This is a genomic window from Altererythrobacter sp. TH136, from assembly GCF_007065885.1.
In the GTDB taxonomy this organism is placed as follows: domain Bacteria; phylum Pseudomonadota; class Alphaproteobacteria; order Sphingomonadales; family Sphingomonadaceae; genus Tsuneonella.
The window spans coordinates 1,851,202-1,875,078 of the sequence record NZ_CP041409.1 but is presented as its reverse complement, the minus strand read 5'-3'; the positions used below and the strand labels follow the sequence as shown (position 1 = coordinate 1,875,078).

General features: G+C 67.7%; 23 protein-coding genes and 1 tRNA gene. 9 read left to right on the top strand and 15 right to left on the bottom strand.

What is annotated here, in order from left to right:
• Positions 1-4 precede the first annotated feature (4 nt).
• From C0V74_RS09075 to C0V74_RS09050, 6 genes are all read right to left on the bottom strand, one after another.
• Positions 5-1,204 (bottom strand): efflux RND transporter periplasmic adaptor subunit, encoded by a 1,200-nt coding sequence (locus C0V74_RS09075; protein WP_143251509.1) that lies wholly within the window; start codon positions 1,202-1,204, stop codon positions 5-7.
• 146 nt (positions 1,205-1,350) lie between these two features.
• Entirely contained in the window at positions 1,351-2,544 is a 1,194-nt protein-coding gene (locus C0V74_RS09070) for a hypothetical protein (RefSeq protein WP_143251508.1), read from the bottom strand.
• Between the two features lie 154 nt (positions 2,545-2,698).
• A complete protein-coding gene (locus C0V74_RS09065; protein WP_143251507.1) occupies positions 2,699-3,361 on the bottom strand; it encodes a PilZ domain-containing protein in 663 nt (220 codons plus the stop codon).
• Positions 3,362-3,505: 144 nt separating this feature from the next.
• Positions 3,506-3,590, bottom strand: a tRNA-Leu gene (locus tag C0V74_RS09060).
• Positions 3,591-3,646: 56 nt separating this feature from the next.
• Positions 3,647-3,928, bottom strand: coding sequence for an integration host factor subunit beta (locus C0V74_RS09055; protein ID WP_131620967.1), 282 nt, complete (start codon positions 3,926-3,928; stop codon positions 3,647-3,649).
• A 101-nt stretch (positions 3,929-4,029) separates the two neighbouring features.
• On the bottom strand, positions 4,030-4,371 hold the full coding sequence (locus C0V74_RS09050) for a GntR family transcriptional regulator (RefSeq protein WP_143251506.1): 342 nt from the start codon (positions 4,369-4,371) through the stop codon (positions 4,030-4,032).
• Between the two features lie 197 nt (positions 4,372-4,568).
• Between C0V74_RS09050 and C0V74_RS09045 the strand changes: the two genes are divergently transcribed.
• From C0V74_RS09045 to C0V74_RS09020, 6 genes are all read left to right on the top strand, one after another.
• Positions 4,569-6,149, top strand: coding sequence for a peptide MFS transporter (locus C0V74_RS09045; protein ID WP_131620963.1), 1,581 nt, complete (start codon positions 4,569-4,571; stop codon positions 6,147-6,149).
• Positions 6,150-6,210: 61 nt separating this feature from the next.
• A complete protein-coding gene (locus C0V74_RS09040; protein WP_143251505.1) occupies positions 6,211-7,584 on the top strand; it encodes an amidohydrolase in 1,374 nt (457 codons plus the stop codon).
• Positions 7,581-8,954: an amidohydrolase family protein gene (locus C0V74_RS09035; protein WP_131620959.1), complete on the top strand. Its 1,374-nt coding sequence runs from the start codon at positions 7,581-7,583 to the stop codon at positions 8,952-8,954. The genes C0V74_RS09040 and C0V74_RS09035 overlap by 4 nt, the downstream gene beginning before the upstream one ends.
• Complete coding sequence (locus C0V74_RS09030; protein ID WP_246844818.1) at positions 8,951-9,463, top strand: FKBP-type peptidyl-prolyl cis-trans isomerase; 513 nt, start codon at positions 8,951-8,953, stop codon at positions 9,461-9,463. The genes C0V74_RS09035 and C0V74_RS09030 overlap by 4 nt, the downstream gene beginning before the upstream one ends.
• Positions 9,464-9,530: 67 nt before the next feature.
• Positions 9,531-10,208 carry an NnrU family protein gene (locus C0V74_RS09025; protein ID WP_246844817.1) on the top strand — a complete coding sequence of 226 codons (678 nt, stop codon included), beginning with the start codon at positions 9,531-9,533 and terminating at the stop codon, positions 10,206-10,208.
• Between the two features lie 15 nt (positions 10,209-10,223).
• Positions 10,224-10,559 carry a hypothetical protein gene (locus C0V74_RS09020; protein ID WP_131620956.1) on the top strand — a complete coding sequence of 112 codons (336 nt, stop codon included), beginning with the start codon at positions 10,224-10,226 and terminating at the stop codon, positions 10,557-10,559.
• Here C0V74_RS09020 and dxs read toward each other — a convergent pair.
• From dxs to rpe, 7 genes are all read right to left on the bottom strand, one after another.
• Positions 10,556-12,493, bottom strand: coding sequence for a 1-deoxy-D-xylulose-5-phosphate synthase (gene dxs / locus C0V74_RS09015; protein ID WP_143251503.1), 1,938 nt, complete (start codon positions 12,491-12,493; stop codon positions 10,556-10,558). The two genes, C0V74_RS09020 and dxs, sit on opposite strands and share 4 nt — an antisense overlap.
• A 78-nt stretch (positions 12,494-12,571) precedes the next feature.
• Entirely contained in the window at positions 12,572-13,039 is a 468-nt protein-coding gene (locus tag C0V74_RS09010) for a transcriptional repressor (protein ID WP_131620954.1), read from the bottom strand.
• 34 nt (positions 13,040-13,073) lie between these two features.
• The gene (msrA, locus tag C0V74_RS09005) at positions 13,074-13,745 is read right to left on the bottom strand and encodes a peptide-methionine (S)-S-oxide reductase MsrA (protein ID WP_246844816.1); all 672 of its coding nucleotides are present in this window, start codon (positions 13,743-13,745) and stop codon (positions 13,074-13,076) included.
• Positions 13,742-13,888, bottom strand: a complete 147-nt coding sequence (locus C0V74_RS12905; protein ID WP_168194193.1) for a hypothetical protein — start codon at positions 13,886-13,888, stop codon at positions 13,742-13,744. The genes msrA and C0V74_RS12905 overlap by 4 nt, the downstream gene beginning before the upstream one ends.
• 160 nt (positions 13,889-14,048) lie before the next feature.
• Positions 14,049-15,638, bottom strand: coding sequence for a bifunctional phosphoribosylaminoimidazolecarboxamide formyltransferase/IMP cyclohydrolase (purH, locus tag C0V74_RS09000; protein WP_143251502.1), 1,590 nt, complete (start codon positions 15,636-15,638; stop codon positions 14,049-14,051).
• A gap of 10 nt (positions 15,639-15,648) precedes the next feature.
• Positions 15,649-17,517 (bottom strand): heparinase II/III family protein, encoded by a 1,869-nt coding sequence (locus tag C0V74_RS08995; RefSeq protein ID WP_143251501.1) that lies wholly within the window; start codon positions 17,515-17,517, stop codon positions 15,649-15,651.
• Complete coding sequence (rpe, locus tag C0V74_RS08990; protein WP_131620948.1) at positions 17,517-18,176, bottom strand: ribulose-phosphate 3-epimerase; 660 nt, start codon at positions 18,174-18,176, stop codon at positions 17,517-17,519. The genes C0V74_RS08995 and rpe overlap by 1 nt, the downstream gene beginning before the upstream one ends.
• A gap of 233 nt (positions 18,177-18,409) precedes the next feature.
• On the opposite strand from rpe, the gene C0V74_RS08985 reads away from it, so the two are divergent.
• The gene (locus C0V74_RS08985; protein ID WP_143251500.1) at positions 18,410-18,910 is read left to right on the top strand and encodes a DUF2141 domain-containing protein; all 501 of its coding nucleotides are present in this window, start codon (positions 18,410-18,412) and stop codon (positions 18,908-18,910) included.
• A gap of 1 nt (position 18,911) precedes the next feature.
• Here the strand turns inward: C0V74_RS08985 and C0V74_RS08980 are convergent, their stop codons facing one another.
• On the bottom strand, positions 18,912-19,799 hold the full coding sequence (locus tag C0V74_RS08980) for a hypothetical protein (protein WP_143251499.1): 888 nt from the start codon (positions 19,797-19,799) through the stop codon (positions 18,912-18,914).
• Positions 19,796-20,758, bottom strand: coding sequence for a diacylglycerol kinase family protein (locus C0V74_RS08975; RefSeq protein WP_168194192.1), 963 nt, complete (start codon positions 20,756-20,758; stop codon positions 19,796-19,798). The genes C0V74_RS08980 and C0V74_RS08975 overlap by 4 nt, the downstream gene beginning before the upstream one ends.
• Before the next feature lie 85 nt (positions 20,759-20,843).
• Here C0V74_RS08975 and C0V74_RS08970 point away from each other — a divergent pair, with 85 nt between their 5' ends.
• Positions 20,844-22,052 carry a M20 family metallopeptidase gene (locus C0V74_RS08970; protein WP_143251497.1) on the top strand — a complete coding sequence of 403 codons (1,209 nt, stop codon included), beginning with the start codon at positions 20,844-20,846 and terminating at the stop codon, positions 22,050-22,052.
• A 78-nt stretch (positions 22,053-22,130) separates the two neighbouring features.
• Complete coding sequence (locus C0V74_RS08965) at positions 22,131-23,669, top strand: long-chain-fatty-acid--CoA ligase (RefSeq protein WP_143251496.1); 1,539 nt, start codon at positions 22,131-22,133, stop codon at positions 23,667-23,669.
• Positions 23,670-23,877 lie beyond the last annotated feature (208 nt).

Here is a 23,877-nt window from a genome sequence, read left to right as displayed (position 1 = left end):
CTGCTCAGCTGGCGCGCTGCGGCTTGACCTTGTCGCCATCGGCCAGGAACCCGCCCGCGCGCAGGACCACCCGCTCGTTGCCACTCAGGCCTTCGGTGATGGCCACGCCGTCCGCCGTGACGATGCCGGTCCTGACCGCACGCCGGCGGACCTGGTTCTTGTTGTCGACGACATAGACGAAGCGCCCCTTGTCATCCGACTGAATCGCCGATTCAGGCAGGAGCGGGGCGACGACCGTGCCGCTGTTGAGCACGGCCGAGGCGAAGCCGCCAGGCCGCAATCCCGGCGCATAGGCCAGCGCGATACGCGCCTCGCCCTGGCGGCTCTGCTCGCTGATGGTCGGGCTGATCTGCCAGATCTGCCCGGTGAAGCTATTGTCGCTCGAGACCGGGGTCACGACGGCGGATTGGCCGACAGCCACCCGCGCCAGGTCTTCTTCGCTCAACAGCGCGGCCAGTTCCATTTCCCCGCCCTGCGCGATGGTGAACAGCGGCGTGCCGCCTGCGCCGACAGTCTGCCCCGGTTCCACGGCGCGCGTCAGGATGAGGCCCGAAGCGGGTGCATAGATGTTGAGCCGCGCGGTGCGCGCCTGCAGTTCGCCCAGGGTCGCCCGGGCGACGGACACGCGCGCACGGGCCGCATCGCGGGTCGCCGTCAACCGATCGACATCCGCGCGCGAGATGAACCCGCGGTCGACCAGCTTGAGCGCGCGGTCGAGATTGGCCTGGGCCAGATTGAGATCGGCCTGCGCCACGCCGATCTGGGCGCGCGCACCCTCGATCTGCTGGACCTGCACCGAGCGGTCGATCGACACGAGCACCTGGCCCTGGCGCACCCACTGACCTTCGTCGACCGGGACGGAGACCACGCGGCCCCCTTCGCCCACGGAGCCGACCGGCAGCTCGCGCCGGGCAGACAGCGTTCCTGTCGCCTGGATCGTGCCCGCGATGGTCGCCCGTCCGGGTGTCACCACGCTGACCAGCGGAACCTGGCCTGCGTCGGCCACGGCGAAAGGATCCTCCTCCTCGCCGCCGCTGAGCAGGAAGAACGCCGCGACCAGCGCAATCGCCAGGACGATCGCGATGACCGCGTACTTGCGGCGGCCCGGAGCCGCATCCTCGCCCGGCACTGCCGAGAGATCGGCGTCGCCTTCGAGCGGGTAGCGCTCCCCATCCTGCGCTTCGAGGGTCGTCTCGTAGTTCATCCCACCATGCCTAAAGGGCTCACGTGTGTATTGCGCGCATTCGGTCTCTGCGCGCGAGTTGGAGCCCGTCGCCCATAGACTGCGCGCATGATGAGGGCAATCGCAGGCTCGACCGGGGTGCCAATGCACCCGACGAAAGGTGTGGCTCAGCCGGTCATCGCGGTAGCGAGCAAAAACGCCGGGGCGGCCGGCACGAGCGCGAACACCACGCTGCCGTAGCCGAGCGCGCGCTTTGCGGGGCGCCGGACCCGCCGCACGCGGCGAAGCCATTCGCGCACCTGCCAGCCGAGCGGGATGGCGGCCAGTGCTCCCGCTACCGCGCCGGCGCGCGAATCGAAGATGCTGATGACGAACGCCGCGGACAGCAGAACCGCATACTGCAGCCACCACCCGCGCAGCCAGCTTGACGCGCGGCCGGCCATTTTGGTCGCCGCCCAGATCGCGATCGCTGGCGGAAGAACCATCTGGACGACCGTCGGGATCGGTTGCTGCCAGATCGGGAGGGCGGAATCCGGACCATTGGCGAGGCACTGCGGAGCCATTTGCGACACGATCGCCAACGCCCCGCCAACGACCAGCGTAAATCCAGTGCTCACGATCAAGCGCGGCTGCGGGCCCAGCGCGGAACAGACGGTCACGACCGCCGCCCCCCATGCAAACATGGCCAGATGCATCAGCGAGATGGCGTTGCAGGCGGCGATGACATCGGGCGCCCCCCCGCCGAGCAGGAGGAGGACCGCAGTGGAAGCCGCCAGGGCCTGCAGGGAGCTGACCAGCCATTGGCGTTCGGCCCGGTTGCCCAGCCAGCGCCCCGCCAGAACTCCCAGCACCGCGACGGCCAGCGGCAGCCCCTCGATCGAAAACGACAGTCCGAGCGCAAGCGCACTGCCGACCAGCCAACCGCCGACTCGCGCCGAGCGGGCCATCAGTCCGTTCATGGCGAGCAGGACACAGGCGATCTGACCGCCATAATGGTCGATCTGCATAGGCCGGAAATGCTCGATCACGGGAACGCAGAATGCAAACGCCAGGCACGCGAGCAGGGCGACTTCATCGCCCATGATGCGCCCGGCGATCCGCCCGATCAGCATCAGGCACGCAAACAGCAGGATCAACGGCGCCAGGATGAGCGCCGCCGAAGTGGCGACGGAGGAGCCGAGCAGCGGACGCAGCGCAGCGATCAAGCGCACGCTTTCACCAGCAGCGGGGGTGTCATGCGCCAGGATGCCGGGCAGGTTGGTGACCAGCAACAGGGCAGCGATCATCGTCCAGGCGAGGGTCACGCGCGCAGTCAGCTCGGCGGAAAACATCGGCCGGCGCCGCTCGACGAACAGGCTCATGCCGCGCTCCGCAAGTACCAGCGCGCGGCTGGGTTCGCGGTGATGATGGTCACTTTGCTCGGTTGCACCGAAATCCCCCCGGTTCGATTGGCCGAGGATGAAGTTTAATGGTTACCGGGCGGTAAACGCAGTCCCGTCCCGCGCCGCCTTGGGTTTAGCGGCGCAGCGCGGCCGCGCAGGCTGGCTGGGCGAGCAGGGCCGGTGCCTGCACTCCCGCCGCAAAAGCGGCCAGTTGGCTGAGGGTGAAGGTATCGTCGAACACCAGGCCGTATTCGCGCTTGCTGCGCCAGCGAACCCGCGCCCGGACTTCGGGCAGCAGCCCAGAACACAGGCGCAGCGGCTGGTCGAGCGCCAGCAGGGTGTCGCACTCGATGCGGGCGCCCTGCTGAGACAGGTTGATCACATCGGCCCGGACCCGCCCCCCGAGAAACGCCAGTTCGACCTCCAACCCGATGTTGAGGCGCAGCCGCCGCTTGGGATAGCGCCCAGCCTCGGCGATCAGCGTGGCGACATCGACCGCGCTGGCGAAGCGGTACCCGGCCTCCAGACCCCGGCTCCAGACCGGCTCGATGGCGTAGCGCTCGCCGGTTTGCAGTTCTAGCCAGTGGGGGCCATTTTCGGGCAACGCGTGAAAGCCGCGGAGCGACACGCCGCTTTGCGAAACATCGCGGATCACGCAGATGAATTCGCCGGCGGGCGTGACCACCTTGGCCGCGCGGATGAGCAGCGTGAAGCGCGGCGCCGTGCGTTCTTCACACACCGGCTCGCACGCCGTGGGTGCCCCCTCCTGCGGCACGCTGATACGCCCCTGCTCCATTGCTCATCCCCCTGGCGCGGCACCCCTGCCGCGGCGGTCCCGGCGTGACCGGAACCGTGCCGCGTCATTGCTCTGGCACGGGTAAAGAGCAGGTTAGCGGAAGCCTGCGCACTCACCCTCAACAGGGAGGCAAACGTTCTGGGGTGGTGCGGGCGGTGGGACTCGAACCCACACGAGCAAGGCTCAGGGGATTTTAAGTCCCCGGCGTCTACCATTCCGCCACGCCCGCGCAGCGTGTGCGCTAGCGCGGCACGGGCGCAGGAGCAATTCGCGGCGGCGAAGTTGTCAGTCGTCGTTGACGACGCGGCGCATTTCCTTGCCCGGCTTGAAGTACGGAACCTTCTTCGCGGGCACTTCCACCGCTTCTCCGGTGCGCGGATTGCGGCCCTTGCGGGCGCCGCGCTCACGGGTGGAGAAGGCGCCGAACCCGCGCAATTCCACCCGGCCGCCTTCGGCCAGGCGCTTGGCGATTTCGTCAAAGAAGGTGTCGACCACCTGTTCGACCTCTTCCGCTCGCAGATCGGGATTTTCCCGACCCAGCGCCTGCAGCAGCTCCGACCTGATCATGTGCGCATCTCCCGAGCCAGTCACCGAGCGCGACGAGCTCGAACCAATTCCCGCAATCTGGCAGAGGCACGCCGGCTGCGCAACGGACAGTTTGCAGCCGGTCAGGCGTCCGCCAGCAACTGCGCCGCGTCCAGACCGAGCCGGCGCATCCGCGCCATCAGTTCGGGCCACTCCTCGTCAAGAAAGCGCGACCGCTCCGCGCTCCGCAGCCTGTCCGCCGCGCCTGCCGCGACATACATTCCAACGCCCCGCTGCACCTCGATCAGCCCATCCGCCTGGAACTGCTGGTACGCCTTGGCGACCGTGAGGGGATTGGCCCCCTGTTCAGCGGCCAAAGCGCGTACCGACGGCAGCATTTCACCTTCGCGATAGCGTCCGTCCATGATCGCGGCCGCGACCAGGTCACGCAGCCTCAGGTACACCGGTCGGCTCTGCTGAGTCATGAGACATCCTCGATTTCCAGGTGCGTCAGTGACATAATACAGCACAGCGCGTCAAGTTCCCCGCCTAGCGGCGAGAGCGGTTGCGGGTGAAACAATTGCTTCACATGAGCGAGCAAGCCGCTAGGCTAGGTCATCTTTTTCGGGCGGTCAGCGGCGACAGATCGCGCTCCGCCAGGGTACATGAGGGCAAGCTATAGATGGCTACACAGCAGCTTCCGCACGGCGATAGCGCCGGCACGTTTCTGGGGCATCCGAAGGGCCTGTTCATGCTCTTCTTCGCCGAGATGTGGGAACGGTTCTCCTACTACGGCATGCGCGCGCTGCTGATCTTCTACCTGACCAAGCACTGGCTCTATTCCGACAGCGAAGCCGGCGTCATCTACGGCGCCTACACCGCGTTGGTCTACATTACCCCGGTGGTGGGCGGCTATCTGGCCGACCGGTACCTAGGGCAACGCAAGGCGGTGCAGTTCGGTGCGGTCCTGCTGACGCTGGGCCACTTCTTCATGGCCTTCGAAGGCGAGGCTGGCGCGGGTCACACCGACAATCCGGTCATCAGCGTGTTCTGGCTTGCGCTGGCGCTGATCATCGTGGGCTCGGGCTTCCTCAAGGCGAACATCTCGGTGATCGTCGGCCAGCTGTATCCGCGCACCGACGTGCGGCGCGACGGTGCCTACACGATCTTCTACATGGGCATTAACCTAGGCGCGGCGCTCGGCTCGCTGCTGTGCGGCTACATCGGTGAAACCTATGGCTGGTCGTACGGCTTCGGCCTGGCCGGGATCGGCATGCTCGCCGGCCTGATCGTGTTCGTGCTCGGCCGCGGCCTGCTGCTGGGCCGGGGCGAGCCTCCCAAGGCGCTGGCCAAGAGCCGCGAATGGTCGATGTACGGTGTCGGTCTGGCGCTGGTCGCACTGGCCTGGGTGCTCGTGCAGAACCAGTCGGTCGTGGGCTGGCTGCTGGGCATCTTCGGCGGCTTGCTGGTGCTGTACGTATTGTTCACGGCCGTCACCAAGCTTGAACCCCATGATCGCGACCGGATCTTCGCGGCCATGTTCCTGATCCTGGCGTCGATCATCTTCTGGGCGCTGTTCGAACAGGCGGGATCGAGCCTCAACCTGTTCACCGACCGTCACGTTGATCGCGGCGGGGTGCCGGCATCGGTATTCCAGTCGATCAACGCGATCTACATCATCCTCCTCGCGCCCGTCTTCGCGACGGTATGGACCGTGCTTGGCCGCAAGGGGTTGGAGCCGTCCACTCCGTTCAAGTTCGGCCTCGGCGTGATCCAGGTCGGGCTCGGCTTCCTGGTGCTCGTGTGGGGCGCCAGCTCGGTGGGCATCGACGTGCCGACGCCGGTGATCTTCATCTTCCTGATCTACCTGCTCCACACCACCGGAGAGCTGTGCCTTAGCCCGGTCGGCCTGTCGGCGATGAACCGGCTGGCGCCCGCGCACATGGCGTCGTTGATCATGGGCACCTGGTTCTTCGCCTCGGCCACCGGCAACTTTGCCGCCGGCCTGATCGCGTCGGCCACTGGCGCCGAAGGCGTGGGCGAGGAAGCGGGCAAGACCGTGGTGCTCGATGTTTACTCGACCGTCGGGTGGGTCGCGGTCGGCGTTGGCGTCGGCGTGCTGCTGATCAGCCCGCTCATCAAGCGGTTGATGCATCTCGACACGCTGCGCGACGACAATGTCGGCGATGACCTTGAAGGACAGAGCCAGGCCGGGGTCGAGCCGCAAGAAGCCGGGATCCATCCGGCGACCCGCAACACCTGATCAGACGATATCCCGGCGCGGCCGCTCCACTGCGGCCGCGCCGGACTTCAACGGGGGAAGTATGACACTCTGGCGAACGACGTGCGCGGCCCTGGGCGCGCTGGCGCTGACCGCTTGCGCGACCACGGGCGGTGGCAACGATAACTCCAGCGCGTCAACGGCGATCGACGAGAATCCCTATCCGTCGACCTATCGCGCGTATCCTGGCGCGCCCACCGCACTGGTCGGCGCCACGGTGTTCGACGGCGCGGGCGGTCGGATCGACGGCGGCACGGTGCTGTTCGCCGATGGCAAGGTTGTTGGTGTGGGCGGGGCCGACCTAGCCATCCCGGCCGGCTACACCCGGATCGACGGCACCGGCAAATTCGTCACGCCCGGCATCATCGACATCCACTCGCATCTCGGTGCGTATCCGTCGCCCGGGATCGCGGCTTTGTCCGATGGCAACGAGGCGACCAACCCGACCACGCCGGACGTTTGGGTCGAACATTCGGTGTGGCCGCAGGACCCCGGGTTCAGCCGCGCGCTGGCCAACGGCGGCGTCACCTCGCTGATGATTTTGCCCGGTTCGGCGAACCTGGTCGGCGGCCGCTCGGTCACGCTCAAGAACGTCCCGTCGCGCACGATGCAGGGCATGAAGTTCCCCGACGCGCCCTATGGCATGAAGATGGCGTGCGGCGAGAACCCCAAGCGGGTCTATGGCAGCAAGGGGCGTCAGCCATCTACCCGGATGGGCAACATCGCGGTCGACCGGCAGACCTGGATCGATGCCCGCAAGTGGATGGATGATGGGCGCAAGACGCGCGACCTCGCCAAGGAAACGCTTGCGGGCGTGCTCGACGGCAAGATCCTGGTCCAGAACCACTGTTACCGCGCCGACGAGATGGCCGTCGTGCTCGACATGGCAAAGGAAGCCGGGTACAAGGTCACCGCGTTCCACCACGCGGTCGAAAGCTACAAGGTCGCCGATCTGCTGCGCGAGAATGGCGTCTGCTCGGCGGTGTGGGCCGACTGGTTCGGTTTCAAGATGGAAAGCTACGACGGCATTCCCGAGAACGCCGCGCTGATCCATAATGCGGGTGCCTGCGCCATCATCCACTCGGATGACGAAAACGGCATCCAGCGGCTCAATCAGGAAGCCGCCAAGGCGCAGACCGCGGGCCGGCGGGCGGGCATCACGATCCCCGATGAAACCGTGATCCGCTGGCTGACCCTCAACCCCGCGACCGCCATGGGCATCGCGGAGAAGACCGGCAGCCTTGCGAGCGGCAAGATGGCCGACGTGGTGCTTTGGAACGGCAACCCGTTGTCCGTCTATTCGCGCCCCGAGAAGGTGTGGATCGACGGCGCCCTGATGTTCGACGCTTTCGATCCGAAGCGCCGTCCGGTGAGCGATTTCGAGCTTGGCCAGCCCGGTGAAGGAGACGTGAAATGATCGCCCGTCTCGCGCTTGGGGCGGCGCTGCTCGCCCTCGCGGTTCCTGCCGCTGCGCAGGACTTCGCCATCACCAACGCCACCGTCGCGACCGGCGACGGATCGGCGCCAGTGCAGGGCGCAACAGTCGTCGTGCGCGGGGGTAAGGTTGTCGCTGCGGGCCAAGGAGTGGCGATACCGGCCGGGGTCGAGACGATCGACGGAACCGGGAAGTGGGTCACCCCCGGGCTGTTCGCCGCCATGACCGCGCTCGGCCTCTCGGACGCGGACGGCATCGGCGAATCGAACGACGTCGGTGCGCGCAATTCGCCATTCAGCGCCGCGCTCGACGTGATGCCCGCGCTCAACCCGGCATCCCAGCACGTCGCCGTCGCGCGCAATAACGGGATCACGCGGGCCAGCGTTTCGCCCGCTCCGGCCAGTTCCATCTTCGGCGGGCAAGGCGCGGTGGTCGACTTGGGTGCGGACCCCGCCATGATCGTGCGTCCTCGCGCTTTTCAGGTGGTTGCGCTGGGCGAATACGGTGCGCAACTGGCCGGCGGCAGCCGGGTAAGCGCCCACGCGGTGCTTCGGAACGCGCTGCGCGAGGCGCGGCAATACGGCAGCGATAGCCGGATCACCGGCGGCGGGGGTCCGCGCCAGGTATCCACCGGCGATGACATTCCCATCGACAGCCGCCTGATCGACAACAATGCCGAGCGGGATGACGTGCTGCTGACGCGGTTCGACGCGGCGGCGCTGGTGCCGGTGGTGAGCGGGCAGCAGCCGCTCTACGTCGGCGTCGAGCGCGCATCCGACATCCGCGCGGTGCTGGCGCTGCGCAGCGAATTCCCCAACCTCAAGCTGGTGCTGGTCGGCGTCAGCGAAGGGTGGCGCGTGGCGAGCGACATCGCCGCTGCCGGGGTGCCGGTGATCGCCGATCCGGTGGATGACCTGCCCTCCCGGTTCGAGCAGCTGGCCGCGACGCAAAGCAACATCGGCCGCATGGCTGCCGCCGGGGTGAAGGTGGCGCTGGGCGGGCTGTCGGGCTCGACCGGCGATCAGCCGCGCAATCTCAAGCAATACGCCGGCAACCTGGTGGCCCTGACCAGGCTTCCCGGGGCAAGCGGCCTCACCTGGGCACAGGCGTTTGCCGCAATCACATCGGTCCCGGCGGAAATCTCGGGTCAGGGAGGCCGCGCGGGCGTGCTCGCCCCGGGCGCGGTTGGCGATGTGGTGATCTGGGACGGCGATCCGCTGGAACTGTCGAGCACTGCCGAACGAGTGTTCATCGATGGCGTGGAACAACCGCGCGACGATCACCAGACCCGGCTGAAGGACCGCTACCGTGATCTGGACGACCGGGACCAGCCGAAAGCCTACGACTGGTGAGGCTGCGGTTCGCAGGCGAAAGCGGCGCCACGCTGGCGCTCGGCGCGGCCCTGATCGCAGGTGCGGCAGCGATCGCGCAGCCGGTCACTGCGCCGACTGATCGCAGCCAGGATATCGGCTGGATGAATGCCCAGCAGACGGCGCTGGCCACGCGCGCGGCGCAGCCGGGCTGGCAGGCGCTGGATGGCGGGGTGTTGTGGCGGCGAGTGGCGGGGGACGGGGCTGGCGTGCATCCCCGGCCGACCGACGTCGTCACGGTCCACTACACCGGCACCTTCGTCGACGGCAGCACCTTCGATTCGTCCGAAGGTGGGGATCCGGCTACGTTTCCGCTCAACAAGCTGATTCCGGCGTGGACTCTGGCGATCCCGCAGATGGGGGTGGGCGATACCATCGAGATCGCGGCACCAGCCACCAGCGCCTATGGCGTGAAGGGCAAAGGGCCGATCCCGGGAGGCGCCACCTTGCTGTTTACCGTTCGGCTGCTCGATGTCGGTGAGGGCGATTAGCAAGCTCATTGCAATCAACGTCTGACGTGCTACCCATGTTGACACCGTTCACATGGGGAGATCGACGGTGGACCCTGCGCTGCTGATACTGACTGCCGCAAGCATTGCGTTCGTCGGCACACACTTCGCCTTGTCGCACCCGCTGCGGCCTCCGCTGGTTGCGCGGCTGGGAGAGCGGGGGTTCCTGCCGCTGTATTCCCTGGTCGCGTTCGCCGCCCTTGGCTGGATGATCGTCGCTTTTCGCGACGCCCCGCCCGCGGACCTGCCGGGCTCCGGGGAGATCGGCTGGATCGCGGCGACGCTGCTGACGATCCCTGCTCTGCTGCTGTTCTTCGGCTCATTGCGCGGCAACCCGGCCCTCCCCAACCCCACCAGGACAAGACCAGTCATCCGCGCACCTGCGGGGGTGTTCGCCGTCACGCGCCATCCGATGATGTGGGGTTTCGCGCTATGGGCGCTCTCGCACATCGTCCTGTGGTGGAGCTGGCGGACGGTGATCGTGGGCGTGACGATCCTGTTCCTGGCACTGGTCGGCGCCCACCTGCAGGACCGCAAGAAGGCCGCGCTGCTGGGCGACGCGTGGACCGCGTGGGAAGCGCAGACGAGCTACTGGCCGCGCTGGGGCCGCATCTTCGAAGCTAGCGCGATGCTCTGGCTGGTCGCGGTTGCACTGTGGCTGGCGATAACATGGGCACACCTGCCGACCGCCGGCATCCCTGCAGGCGCGTGGCGCTGGCTTGGCTAGAGCGGGGATCGAGGCGTGAGCGAACCGTTCGGCACGATCTCAGCCATCTTACGGCGCCATGCGACCGGCCTCATCGCAGAGGTCGATACCGCCGATCACCTGCAACTCACTCGTCCGGCGGCAGCCGACCGGAAGCCGGCGTTCGTGGCTTCGGTGAAAATTGCCAAGCGCTACGTCGCGTTGCACCTGATGCCGCTCTACTGTCACCCCGAACTGGTGGAGGCGATGCCGCAAGCGCTGCGCCCGCACATGCACGGCAAGTCCTGCCTTAACTTCAAGCCTGGGAAACCGGTGCCGGAAAGCGACCTGGACACCCTGATCGCCGCCGCGATGGCCGCTGAACTGGACTAGGCCCGCGCCTCTTCCACCCCCGCGCTGTTGTGGCGTAGCGCTTTCAGCACCGTCTCCACGATATGCGGCGCGTTGAGGCCCGCCGCGTCGTACTGTTTCACCGGATCGTCGTGGTCCTGGAATACGTCGGGCAGGCGCATGGTGCGGATCTTGAGGCCCCCGCTTACACCATCGGAGTCGAGCAGCCCGGCGTCGCTCGCATGGGTGAGCACGTGCGCGCCCAGACCGCCGATCGCCGCTTCCTCCACGGTCACCACCACTTCGTGAGTCCGCATCAGCCGATCGATCAACCCGGTGTCGAGCGGCTTGGCGAAGCGCAGGTCCGCGACCGTGGTCGACAGCCCCTTGGCTTCAAGTGCGTCGGCCGCCTTCAGTGCCTCCGCCAGACGGGTGCCGAGCGACAGCAGCGCGACCTTAGTTCCTTCGCGGACCACCCGTCCCTTGCCGATCTCCAGCAACTGCGGCGTATCGGGCAGGGCTACCCCGGTGCCGTTACCGCGCGGATAGCGGAAGGCGATCGGGCCCGCGTCGTACTGCGCGGCGGTGTAGGTCATGTGGACCAGCTCGGCCTCGTCGGCGGCGGCCATCACCACCATGTTGGGCAATGTCGCGAGATAGGTGACGTCAAACGATCCGGCGTGCGTCGCCCCATCGGCGCCGACCAGGCCCGCCCGGTCGATCGCGAACCGCACCGGCAGGTTCTGGATGGCCACGTCGTGCACCACCTGGTCGAACGCGCGCTGGAGAAAGGTCGAGTAGATCGCGCAGAACGGACGCATGCCCTGCGCCGCGAGCCCGGCGGCAAACGTCACCCCATGCTGTTCGGCAATGCCGACATCGAAGCTGCGGTCGGGGTGCGCCTTGGCGAAACGATCGATTCCGGTGCCGCTCGGCATGGCCGCGGTGATGGCGACGATCCGGTCGTCGTCGTGGGCCAGCTTCGCCAGCGTGTCGCCGAACACGTTCTGATAGGCGGGCGGACCGCCGGCGCTTTTCTTCTGTTCGCCGGTGATGACATCGAACTTCTGGACGCCATGGTACTTGTCGGCGGAGTTCTCCGCCGGAGCATACCCTTTGCCCTTCTTGGTGACGACATGGACCAGGATCGGCCCCTGCTCGCTGTCGCGCACGTTTTCGAGCACCGGGATGAGGTGCTCCAGATTGTGCCCGTCGATCGGCCCCACGTAATAGAACCCCAATTCCTCGAACAGGGTGCCTCCGGTCACCATTCCGCGGGTGAACTCCTCAGCCTTTTCCAAGCCGTGGTTCAGCCGCCGGCTGAGCTTGGCGGACAGCCGCTTGGCGAGGCTGCGCAGGCCGAGGTACTCGCTGGAGGACACCATTCGCGCAAGATAGGCCGACAGCCCGCCCACCGGCGGCGCGATCGACATATCGTTGTCGTTGAGGATCACCACCAGCCGGTTGCCCGCGGCCTCGGCGTTGTTCATCGCCTCGTACGCCATGCCGGCGCTCATCGCGCCGTCGCCGATCACCGCGATGCCGCGGCCGGGTTCGCCTTTCAGCTTGCTGGCGATGGCAAACCCGAGCGCAGCCGAGATCGAAGTGCTCGAATGGGCAGCGCCGAAGGGGTCGTATTCGCTCTCGCTGCGCTTGGTGAAGCCGCTAAGGCCGCCGCCCTGGCGCAGCGTGCGAATGCGGTCGCGCCGGCCAGTCAGGATCTTGTGCGGGTACGCCTGGTGACCGACGTCCCACACCAGCTTGTCGGTGGGCGTATCGAATACATAGTGAACCGCCACCGTCAGTTCGACCACGCCGAGGCCGGAGCCGAGGTGCCCCCCGGTGGAGCCCACCGCGCTGATCATCTCGGTGCGCAGCTCGTCGGCCAGCTGGCGCAAGTCTTCCGGCTTGAGCCGGCGGAGGTCGGCGGGGGTGTCGACAGTGTCGAGCAGGGGCGTCACGGGGCGCGATGTCATGGCAGGCGTCCTACACTCACGCGGCGGGGCTGTCGATGAAGGCGCGGTGAGAGATGCATGAGGATTGCGTGACGGACGTCAACGGCAGTCGGCACACAATCCGCGGATCTCGATCACCGGGCGCTCGGGCTTGAAGTTGGCCCGCTCCGCCAGGCCGCGGACCGAACCGGTCAGCGCGTCATCATCGATGTGCGTGGCTTCGCCGCATTCGTCGCACACCAGAAAGATGCAGTCGTGCAGGCAACCCGGGTGGTTGTTTGCGAGGTACGCGTTGCTGCTTTCCACCCTCAGCGCGAGGTTGTTGGCCACAAACACGTCGAGGATTCGGTAGATCGAGTTAGGGGCGATCCGCTTGCCGCGCCGGGCGGATACCTCGTCTGCGATATCGTATGCGCTGGCTGGCGTGGCGTGGGTGGCAAGCGCATCGAACACCTCGGCGCGCAGTTCTGTCCACTGCTCGCCGGCGGCGATCAGCGCGTCGCGCGCGGCGGGGGCGAGGCTGACGCCCGAGTGTTCACGGTGATCATGAGCGGACATGGCAACCATGTAGTGCGCCCCGGCGCGGCGCGCCAGCCCGGGGTCAGTTCCGCACGAAGCCGGTCTGCCACACCCCGGGGTACATCGCTTTCAGCGCAGCGACTTTGGGCGCATCCCACCGCACGATGTAGCCGTGCCGGGGATTTTTCAGCGCGAAATCCTGATGATATGCCTCGGCCGGGTAGAACGCCCCGCTCTCGATCGTCGTGACGATCGGCGCCTTCCACAGCTTGGCCCCGGAAAGCTGTGTAACATAGGCCTTGGCGACCCTGGTCTGCTCGGCGCTCTGCGGGAAGAGCGCTGTGCGGTACTGGCTGCCGGTGTCGGGCCCCTGCCGGTTCTTCAGCGTCGGATCGGCGATCACCGAGAAGTAAATCCGCAGCAGCTGGTCATAGCGAATGACGGCGGGATCGTAGGTCACCCTGACCGCCTCGGCATGATCGGTGACGCCGCTGGACACGGCATCGTAGTTCGCGACTCCCTTGGTGCCGCCGGCATAGCCGCTGACCGCGCTCTTCACGCCCTTCACATGGCTGAACACCGCCTCGACGCCCCAGAAGCAGCCCCCGGCGAACACTGCCGTCTTGAGACCTTTTTCGGCCGCCTCGCGCTGCGCCATCGGCGCGGACACGGCGGTTTCGCCGGCATGGGCCGCGCTCTGGCAGCCTGAGAGCACCAGGCCGGCCGCAACGATCAGGACCGCGCCGCGTCTCACTGAGCGGTGGCCTCCAGCGTCGCCGCCTGAGCCTGCGAGATCAGACCGTTGTCGCCCTGCGGCATCTGGAACACCGCGATGGCGGCACCGATGACGAAACCGATGCCGAGGTTGCGATAGAGGTCGGACTTGAACAGACGCATGCGAAATTTCCTTTGGCTCGCCGATATGGCTAGCGAGCGCGCAATTGCGAGATGCTTAATGGCAAGGTTGCGCGGGGTTCAGGAAGCTGAGCCTTACCCGGAGCCCGATCAGCAGGGCACAGTAACGTCGCGTAAGCTGAGCGACCGCGCGGCGGACGGGTCAGTGGCGGAAGTGACGCATCCCGGTAAAGACCATCGCGAGGCCCGCTTCGTCCGCGGCGCGGATCACCTCGTCGTCGCGGATCGAGCCGCCCGGCTGGATCACCGCGGTGGCGCCGGCTTCCGCTGCCGCCAGCAAACCATCGGCAAACGGGAAGAACGCGTCCGATGCGACCGCGCTGCCGACGGTGCGCGGGTGTTCCCAGCCGAATTTACCGGCGGCTTCGGCTGCCTTCATCGCCGCGATGCGTGACGAATCGCGCCGGTTCATCTGGCCTGCGCCGATGCCCGCGGTGACGCCGTCCTTGGCATAGACGATCGCGTTCGATTTCACGTGGCGTGCGACGGTCCACGCGAACAGGCAATCCTTCAGTTCCTGTGGAGTCGGCGCGCGCCGGGTGACCACTTTGAGATCCGCTTCGGTGACCGCACCGTTGTCGCGGTCCTGCACCAGGATGCCCCCGGCGATCACCGCCAGCGTCTGACCCGGGCGCCGCGGATCGGGGAGATCGTCGGTCAGCAACAGGCGCAGGTTCTTCTTGCGGGCGAAGGCAGCGCGGGCGGCGTCATCGGCACCGGGCGCGACCACCACTTCGGTGAAAATCTGGCAGATCGCCTCGGCGGTGGGGCCATCAAGGGGCACATTGGTGGCGACGATCCCGCCGAACGCGGACACGTCGTCGCAGGCCAGCGCACCCTGCCATGCCTCCAGCAACGTCCCCGCCTGGGCGACCCCGCACGGGTTGGCATGCTTGACGATCACCACCACGGGGTCCTGCCCCCGGAACTCGGCGACGAGCTCCAGCGCGGCGTTGGCGTCGTTGTAGTTGTTGTACGACAGCTCCTTGCCCTGCACCTGTTCGGCCTGCGGCAACCCGCGCGTATGCGGTCCGGCGGGCAGGTACAGCGCTGCCTGCTGGTGCGGGTTTTCGCCATAGCGCAGCGAGCCCGCGAGCACCCGCGTCATGCTGACGGAAGGCGGAAACCGCTCTCCTTGGTCGGCAAAAGCGAACCACTGGCTGATCATGCTGTCATACGCGGCGGTGGCGGCGAATGCCTTGGCCGCCATGCGCTGGCGAAAGGCAAGCGTCGTCGCGCCGTCGTTGGCACCCAACTCGGCCAGCAATTCGTCGTAATCGGCCGGATCGGTGATGATCGTGACATAGCGATGGTTCTTGGCGGCCGACCGCACCATCGACGGCCCACCGATGTCGATGTTCTCGATAATCTCGTCGCGCGGGGCGCCGCGCATCACCGTCGCTTCGAACGGATAGAGATTGACGACCACCAGATCGATCGCGCCAATCTCGTGAGCCTCCATCGCGGCGGCGTGCTCCGGGTTGTCGCGCACCGCCAGCAGCCCTCCGTGGACCATCGGGTGCAGCGTCTTGACCCGCCCGTCCATCATCTCGGGAAAATCGGTCAGGTCCGATACGTCGCGCACCATCAGTCCCGCATCGCGCAGCGCCCGGGCGGTGCCGCCGGTGGAGACCAGCTCGATCCCCGCGTCACCCAAAGTCGAACCCAGGGCGGCGAGCCCGTCCTTGTCGGACACAGACAGCAGCGCCCGCTTGATCGATACGTTGGTCACGGAAAAAAGCTTATCCCATTCTCTTGAACAGCCACGAGACTGTGGCCCCGCCGCGCGGTACCAGCCCCTGTATCACCAGTTGCTCGATCGGCTGTGGCCGACCCTGGCCGTCCACCCACATACTTTCTTCGACCGACAAGGTCACGCCTTCGCCCAGTTCCCCGCAGCGAAACTGCCAGTAACTTCCATCCGGCAGGGCCAGACCGGCACCACGGCCGTTTTCCGCCAGGCCAAGCTCGATCCCCGGTCCGATGTGAAATCGGATCGTGAGCGCGATCTTGCCGCGCTTGCCCTTCTTGCCGGCTGGAACCAGCAGATCGTCCCCGCGCAGTTCGCGCCCGTCATCGCGCAAGGTAAGGATGCGGCGATGGATAATCCCGTGCCGCGCGACATAGCCATCGTGGCTTGCCTCCAGCCGGGTCGCCCCGCCGTTTTCCAGCGCGAGCATGCGGCGATCGATCTCCACCTCGCCCACCCCGGCGCCGAGCTTGCCGTGGAGGAGCACGGCGGTCGAGTTGGTGTCGCCCAGCGACAGCGTCGAATGGGCCGCGGTGCCGCGTAGGCCCTGCTCGATGCGGGCGGGCACCTGTCCCCCGGCGAACGCCGCGCCGCCGCAGTTGACCACGATCCGCTGCGGCCCGTGGCTGAGTTCGAACGCCAGGGTGGAGGCGCAACCGCTGCGCGCGTGCCGGGCCAGCGGCGGCGGGGCGGCATCGAACTGCAGCACCGCCTTGCCGCCGGTGGCGCGTTGATAACCCCACTGCCGTGCATCCTTCAGCGGGCGCGTGCGCACCCCGCTGGCCGAGATCAGCGCAGCGATCCGCTCGGCCGTTACCGCGCCGGCCCCTTGCCATGAACCCAGCCCGCCATCGCCGTGAGTCAGGCCCAGCAGCGGTGGCACCAGCATCGCCAGCATCGCTTCGATCGCAGAGGGAGGCTCGCGCCGCACGGCGCGGTAGCACGCGCGCAGTTCGATCAGGAGTGCGATCGCTTCGGCCTGGGCGAGCGGGCTGCGCGACAGTACCCCGCCATCGTCGCCCACCAGTTCACCCAGCGCACGCACCAGGCCCGCTTCGCCAAACAGCCGCCGCGGCTTGCCGTCGGGCAGCAGCAGTCCGGCCGCGACGATTGCGCTCCATCCGGCGACCTGGGCCAACCCGTCGGGCGCCTTGCCGGCGTGACGGTCCAGCCAGCGGGCGGTGTCCTCCATCGCGGCCAGGGTCCGGCTGCGCAGCCGGGCGTTGTCACCCGACAGGATCAGCGGCGCGTGGACCAGCCAGCCGAGCAAGCGCCGTCCGGCGTTCTCGACGGTCCAGGCGGCGCCCTTCCCGCCCGTCTTCGGAGTGGCCCCGAGCCATGCCGTCAGCACCCGCTCGGCAGTCGCGGTGCACTGCTCGCGCGGAGCCGAAGCGCACAAGTCACGCAGCCACATGAAGCCGTGCACCGTTCGCTCGAACGGCGGGGTCAGCCGGGCGGAGGGGGTGAAATCGATCTGCGTGATCGGCGCCTTGACCCCGTAAACCAGGAAGTGCCCCGCTCTCAGCGCCATGCCCACTGCACGGTCGCCCGAGATCGGACTGTCCACGGTGGCCAGAAGGCGCGGCCGGGCCGGCTTGCCGAACGGTCGCGCCAGCGTCGAACCGGAAACGCCCATGCGATAGGCCAGGCGGATCAGCGCCTCCCCCGGCCCCACCGAGGGCGGAGCGAAATCAGCCAGCGCCAGCGCGCGGCCGGGTTCGATGACTTCGCTTGGCGGCTCGACGACTTGCGGTTCGTCGCGCTGGTTCAAGGGGATCGCAGGCCCACCACTCAGGCCGGCATCGCTCAGGCTGGCGGCCTGTCTGGCGGCGCGTTTCCCGGTAACCGCCGCGCCGTCCATCACTCGCCCTTCAGCGCGGCAATGTTGGCGGCGTAGCTCGCTGGCCCGCCCTTGAAGCTGGCGGAGCCCGCAACCAGGACGTTCGCACCGGCTTCGACGCACTGCCGCGCGGTCACCGCGTCGACCCCGCCATCGACTTCGAGGTCGATTGCCCGGCCCGATCTGTCGATCATCTTGCGCACCGCCTCGATCTTCTTGAGCTGACTGGCGATGAAGCTCTGCCCGCCGAAGCCGGGGTTGACGCTCATCACCAGCACGAGGTCGATCTCGTCGATCAGATAGTCGAGCATCTTGGCCGGAGTTGCGGGGTTGAGGCTGATGCCAGCCTTCTTCCCCAGCGCCTTGATCGCCTGCACGGTGCGGTGGACGTGAGGCCCCGCCTCCGGATGCACGGTGATGATATCGGCGCCAGCGTCAGCGAACGGCTGCAGCCAGAGGTCCACCGGACTGACCATCAGGTGCACGTCGAACGGCAGGTCAGAGTGGGGACGCAGCGCCTTGACCACCGCCGGGCCGATGGTGAGGTTCGGCACGAAATGCCCGTCCATCACGTCGACGTGAATCCAGTCGGCGCCGGCCTCGTCGATGGCGCGCACTTCTTCACCGAGCCGGGCGAAATCGGCAGACAGGATCGACGGGCTGATCAGCGGGCGGGCCATGGCGGTCGCCTTTGGGCTCCTTGAGATACCTTTCAAGTGCTTAACCATCGGTTCCGGAGCCGCACAAGCGATTCAACCTGCCTTTTCCACATGGCCCCGGCCCGAATGCGGCGACTGTCCCGATTAAGGGCAAATTCAGCCCGCCCCCGGTAGTGGCCGCGGCGATCCCGGGCTGCCACCATGCGCACCGCCGGCTTGAGCCGTGTCGACCCGCCCGCCATATGGATATGCACATGACTTCGACGACCTCCCGCCTTTCCATCAGCACGGTCGCGCTCGGCGCGCTGGCGATGAGCCTCGCGGTGCCGGCGCAGGCGCAGTACCGGCAGACGATCGGCAACAACCTGAACCAGTGCCGCAGCGGGGATGGGCCCGCCGTGCTGGTGACGGTTGACGGGATCAAGGAGTCGCGGGGGAAGATCCGCGTGCAAAGCTACCGCGCGACGGCGGCGGACTGGCTGAAGAAAGGCCGCTGGATCAACCGCATCGAAGCGTCCGCCCGGGCCGGCACGATGACCTTTTGCGTCCCCGTTCCGGCGGCGGGCAGCTATGGCATCGCCGTCCGCCACGATCTCAACGGCAATGGTGACACCGATCTGTCGAGCGATGGCGGCGGCATGTCGAACAATCCGTCGATCAACATCTTCAACCTGGGCAAGCCGAGCCACACCAAGACGGCGTTCGCGGTCGGCAGCGGAGTGAAATCGATCCGCATCGGCATGCGCTACATGTAACTCAGCGCCGGCTGCGCCACACGCGCCACAGCACGGCGGGGGCGGCGAGCACCGGATGCTTTTCGCGCCACGGGGTGATCGCGATCGGCACGCCGGTGTGCCGCTCGATCTTCCAAGCGGCATAGCGGGCCGCGCCGTCGAAGGTGGTGCTCGCCTTGACCAGCCGCAGGAGGTTGAACGGTTTGCCGAGCCGGGCACGAGTGCGCCACCATCGTTCGATGCGGGCGCGCTCCCGGACGCCCAGCCGCGGGCGCAGATCCGATCCATCCCGGTCGAATGCGATCCCCGCCGCTTCCCACGCGATCGGCAGCAGACCGGCGAAGTGGCCGGCGTTCACTGACAGGATGTCGTTTTCGCGTCCCGGCTTCTCGACCCGGAATTCGGCCCGGTAGGTCGCGCGAAACAGCGCCCGCCAGTACGCCTCGGCGGTTCCCTGCACAGGCCCGAGGGCCGCCGCGAGCCGCGCCGCGGTCACCGCCGCACCCGCCACCGCCGCGACCACCTCGGCCCGCGCCGCCTCGTCCGCCGCCCACGCAAGTCCCGCCGGCTGGACGAAGCGCGCCCAGATCGTGGTATCGCGCGATTGCCCCCCGGCGGCGCGGGCGAAGGTTTCCAAGGACAGAGTCGCGATCTTGGCTCGCAAGGTCACCCCATCCGCCGGCGACTCCCGGTACGACACCCGCGGCCAGATCTTCTCGACCTGCCGGCCAGGCAGCAGGACATAGAAATCGAGCACTCCGTCGAGCGATCCGGTGCGCAGGTTAGAGCCGTAGAACAGCACCGCCCGCGCACCCGCCTCGTGGCCGAGCGCCGCCGCGATCGCCCGCACTTCAGGCGCGATCGGCGCGTCCAGCGCCGCCACGACCCGTTGTTCCAGCGCCGGGGTCACGGCACCACGAAGCGCAGCGGCGGTCCCGGCGTGAGTTCGTACGATCCTTCGGGAAATGCCTCTCCATCAAGGATGAACCGGCCACCGAGGTCGAGCAGGATGCGGTCGGTCTCGCAGCGGTGCAGCCCCAGCCTGGCGAGCAGCGGCCGGTCCCATCCGGCAGCAATCATCGGGATCAGCGCCATCAGCCGCCGGCGCGGGTGGTCGATCACGCCAAGTTTCAGGCCGGTGCGCGCGCCAAACGGCTTCATGCCGAACGAGAACCCCTCGATGGTGGACGCCAGCAGCAGCGCGCGCCGCTGCGGATCGCCCTTGGCGGCATGCGGCAACTCGCGCCCGTCCTGCCCCAGACGCACGCGCATCGGCGCCCCCCGGCGCCACACGTTGCGGTCGGACCCGAACAGTGTCTGCAACAGACCCCAGCCCGCGGTCGCGCCGATCGCCAGGCTGTCGAACGCGCCCAGCCGGTGGGCATCCTGCCCGGCGTTGATAGCGACGGTGAACAGTCCCGCGCCGAACACGAAGCCGACCAGTTCACCTCCATCGCCAAGGTCGCGGACCACCAGCGGGCGCCGCACCACCTGGCGCCCGTCGGCGATCGCGGCGATCACCCCTTCCAGCGTCCAGTTCTTCGGCGCGCCGAGATCGACGTTGAGCGCGTTGGTCTTGCCGGTCGGCAGCACCGCGAGCAGCGGCCAGTCGGCGCCGAACAGCGGCATCCCGGCGGTCAGCACGTCGCGCACCGTCCCGTCGCCGCCGCTGATGACGATGCAGTCCACCCCGCGCTCGGCGAAGTCGGCCAGCACGCCGCGCAGTTCGCCCCGCATCGCGGGCGAGGCGACGACCACGCCCGGCAGCGCCTCGGCCGCGGCGCGGCTGGTGCGGTTGCGATGGCTGCGGGGATTGAAGATGACCCCGACCTTCGGCGACGCAGGTGGTGCGGACGGGGAAAGCGGCATGAGCGGCGCGTCTTTAGACCGGGCAGGCGCAGCGCTGATACACTTTTCTTGCGTGCGCGGGGCCGAAGCGGAGTAGCCTGCCGCCATGCTGCACCCTGACCTGCTCGATTCGGCGCGCGCGATCTCCGACCGGATCGTGTCCCTGCGCCGCGCCATCCACGCCGAACCCGAACTGGGCCTCAACACCCCCAAGACACTGGCCAAAGTGCGCGCGGCGCTGGCTCACCTGCCGCTCGAGTGGCGCGAAGGCGGCAGCACGACGGGCGCGGTGGCGACGCTCAAGGGCGGCAAACCGGGTGTCGAAGGACATGGCCGGGTCCTGTTGCGCGGCGACATGGACGCGCTGCCGATGGACGAACACACCGGGCTGGAATTCGCCTCCACCACCCCCGGCCGGATGCATTCGTGCGGCCACGATACCCATACCGCGATGCTGGCGGGCGCCGCCGAGCTGCTGTGCGCGCGTCGCGAGGAAATCGCCGGTGAGGTCCAGTTCATGTTCCAGCCGGGCGAGGAAGGGTTTCACGGCGCCCGGCACATGCTTGACGACGGGCTGATCGCCCCCATGCCGCAAGCGGCGTTCGCGCTGCACATCATGCCCAACGCGCGCCACGGCGCGTTCGCCGGCCGCGCGGGCGCGCTGATGGCGAGTGCCGACCAGATCGAGATCGTGGTCGAGGGCCGTGGCGGGCACGCCTCGATGCCGCACGACACGCTCGATCCGGTCCCCGCCGCCTGCGCGGTCGTCACCGCGCTGCAGGCGATGGTCACCCGCCGCTTCAACGCCGCCGACGCGGTGGTGGTGACGGTGACGATGATCGAGGCCGGCACCGCGCACAACGTGATCCCCGACCGGGTGACCTTGCGCGGCACGCTCCGCACGCTCACCCCTCGCAACCGCGAACGCGCGCACGAGCTGGTGGCCGAAACCGCCCGGGGCATTGCCGCCGGATATGGCCTGTCCGCCAGCGTCACGGTCACCCCGGGCTTCCCGGTCACCATGTGCGACGAGCGGGCGGTTGCGCTGGGCCGCGGCGTGACCGGCGAATTGTTCGGGGAGGGGGACTGGATTACCCTGCCGGCGCCGATCATGGGCGCGGAGGATTTCTCCTATGTCCTGGAGCAGGTACCGGGCGCGATGTTCTTCCTGGGAGTGGCGCGCGAAGGCGACGACTGGCGCAGCGCCTGTTCGATCCACAGCCCGCGCATGTACGTCGACGAGACGGCCCTGCCGCGCGGTTCGGCGCTGCTCGCGGGGTGCGCCTTGCGCTTCCTGGAGCGGGGGTTCGACTAAGCCGCTTGCGATAACGGGTTTCCCGACGCAACCTGTCTTCCGGATTGACCGCCAAAGGCGGCCCGAGAGGAGAGGTTGATGGATTTTCCCGACAAGTCGCGGACCCTGGGCGATGCGCTGGCGCAGTGGGCGGCAGAGACCCCCGATGGGGTCGCCCTGCGCCACAACGACGTGACGGTGGACTGGCGCACTTACGATCGCCACGCCACGCAGGTCGCCAATGGCCTCGCCGCGATGGGCCTCAAGCCCGGCGCGCGCATCGCCTATCTCGGCAAGAATTCGTTTCGCGCGTGCGAGCTGGTGCTGGGCGCGGCGCGCGCCGGCATGGTGCTGGTGCCGATCATCTGGCGCCTCGCGCCGGCCGAGATCGAATTCATCCTGCGCGATGCTGAGGCCGGCGCGTTGTTCGTCGAGCCGTTGTTCGAAAATCAGGCGTTCGACGGCGAGCGGGTGATGATGGACGAGCGGTTCGATGCCTGGCGCGATGCGCAGTCCGCCGCCCCGGTGCAGACGCCGGTCGATCGCGGGGACGTGTTCCTGCAGCTCTACACCTCCGGCACCACCGGGATGCCCAAGGGGGTGATGCTCACTCACCGCAACGCCACCGTGCTGCGGCCGATCATGCAGGAGCAGGGGATCGGCTGGTTCAGCTCGCAGCCCGGCGACACGCTGATCCACGCGATGCCGTTCGGCCATATCGCCGGGGTCGGCTCCGTCACCGGGGCGGTGAACGGCGGACAGGAACTGATCATCCATACCGAATTCGATCCCGCGCTGATCCTGCACGACATCCAGCGCTACAAGGCCAAGTGGGCTTTCCTGGTGCCCGCCGCGCTGGCCATGATGCTCGACCATCCCGACGCCCAGGGTGCCGATTTCTCGAACCTGGAAGGCATGGCCTACGGCGCCAGCCCGATCCCGCTCGACCTGCTGCAGCGCGGGGTGGACAAGCTCGGCTGCGACTTTGCGCAGATGTACGGCATGACCGAAACGTACGGCACTGTCGTCAGCCTGCCGCCCGAGGATCACCGGCCCGGGCGCGAGGGCGTGATGCGCTCGGCCGGCAAGGCGCTGCCGGCGTGCGAGATCCGCATTCTCGATGCCGAGGGCAACATCCTGCCACCGGGCGAGATCGGCGAAGTGGCGATCTGGAGCCCGACCACGATGAAGGGGTACTGGAATCGGCCGGAAGAAACCGCGCGGGTGCTCTCGCCCGACGGCTGGTTGCGCACCGGCGATGCGGGCATCCTCGACGAGGACGGCTACCTATTCATCCAGGACCGCATCAAGGACATGATCATCACCGGCGGCGAGAACGTCTATCCCGCCGAGGTGGAAAGCGCGATCTACGGCCACCCGGATATCGCCGACGTCGCGGTGATCGGCGTGCCCGACGACAAGTGGGGCGAGGCGGTGAAAGCAGTGGTCGTTCGCCGCCCGGGCGTGCAGCTCGAGGCTGACGGAGTGATCGGCTACGCGCGGGAGAAGATCGCCGGGTTCAAGTGCCCCAAGACGGTCGACTTCATCGATGCCCTGCCCCGCAACCCATCGGGCAAAATCCTGCGCCGCGAATTACGCGCACCGTACTGGGAAGGCCGCGAGCGGCAGGTGAACTGAGCGCGGGAGGGCTCGCGCACTTGGGGCCAAGCTGAATCTTGGCCCAGGCTTGCGTGGCCTCCGCCGCTGTTCGCTCCACGATTAGTCACGAAGGCATCGCGCGCAGGCCGGTCACCCCAAGGCTGATAGGATTCGACTCTGCCCGCGTTCCGGGACACGATCCAAGCTTAACCGGAAGTAAACGTGAGGTTTATGCACTAGTTAGCGG

Excerpts from the sequence above, each read along its gene's own strand:
- C0V74_RS09075 (WP_143251509.1), bottom strand. The coding sequence starts at position 1,204 with ATGAACTACGAGACGACCCTCGAAGCGCAGGATGGGGAGCGCTACCCG.
- C0V74_RS09070 (WP_143251508.1), bottom strand. The coding sequence starts at position 2,544 with ATGAGCCTGTTCGTCGAGCGGCGCCGGCCGATGTTTTCCGCCGAGCTG.
- C0V74_RS09065 (WP_143251507.1), bottom strand. The coding sequence starts at position 3,361 with ATGGAGCAGGGGCGTATCAGCGTGCCGCAGGAGGGGGCACCCACGGCG.
- C0V74_RS09055 (WP_131620967.1), bottom strand. The coding sequence starts at position 3,928 with ATGATCAGGTCGGAGCTGCTGCAGGCGCTGGGTCGGGAAAATCCCGAT.
- C0V74_RS09050 (WP_143251506.1), bottom strand. The coding sequence starts at position 4,371 with ATGACTCAGCAGAGCCGACCGGTGTACCTGAGGCTGCGTGACCTGGTC.
- C0V74_RS09045 (WP_131620963.1), top strand. The coding sequence starts at position 4,569 with ATGGCTACACAGCAGCTTCCGCACGGCGATAGCGCCGGCACGTTTCTG.
- C0V74_RS09040 (WP_143251505.1), top strand. The coding sequence starts at position 6,211 with ATGACACTCTGGCGAACGACGTGCGCGGCCCTGGGCGCGCTGGCGCTG.
- C0V74_RS09035 (WP_131620959.1), top strand. The coding sequence starts at position 7,581 with ATGATCGCCCGTCTCGCGCTTGGGGCGGCGCTGCTCGCCCTCGCGGTT.
- dxs (WP_143251503.1), bottom strand. The coding sequence starts at position 12,493 with ATGACATCGCGCCCCGTGACGCCCCTGCTCGACACTGTCGACACCCCC.
- C0V74_RS09010 (WP_131620954.1), bottom strand. The coding sequence starts at position 13,039 with ATGGTTGCCATGTCCGCTCATGATCACCGTGAACACTCGGGCGTCAGC.
- C0V74_RS12905 (WP_168194193.1), bottom strand. The coding sequence starts at position 13,888 with ATGCGTCTGTTCAAGTCCGACCTCTATCGCAACCTCGGCATCGGTTTC.
- C0V74_RS08995 (WP_143251501.1), bottom strand. The coding sequence starts at position 17,517 with ATGGACGGCGCGGCGGTTACCGGGAAACGCGCCGCCAGACAGGCCGCC.
- rpe (WP_131620948.1), bottom strand. The coding sequence starts at position 18,176 with ATGGCCCGCCCGCTGATCAGCCCGTCGATCCTGTCTGCCGATTTCGCC.
- C0V74_RS08985 (WP_143251500.1), top strand. The coding sequence starts at position 18,410 with ATGACTTCGACGACCTCCCGCCTTTCCATCAGCACGGTCGCGCTCGGC.
- C0V74_RS08975 (WP_168194192.1), bottom strand. The coding sequence starts at position 20,758 with ATGCCGCTTTCCCCGTCCGCACCACCTGCGTCGCCGAAGGTCGGGGTC.
- C0V74_RS08970 (WP_143251497.1), top strand. The coding sequence starts at position 20,844 with ATGCTGCACCCTGACCTGCTCGATTCGGCGCGCGCGATCTCCGACCGG.
- C0V74_RS08965 (WP_143251496.1), top strand. The coding sequence starts at position 22,131 with ATGGATTTTCCCGACAAGTCGCGGACCCTGGGCGATGCGCTGGCGCAG.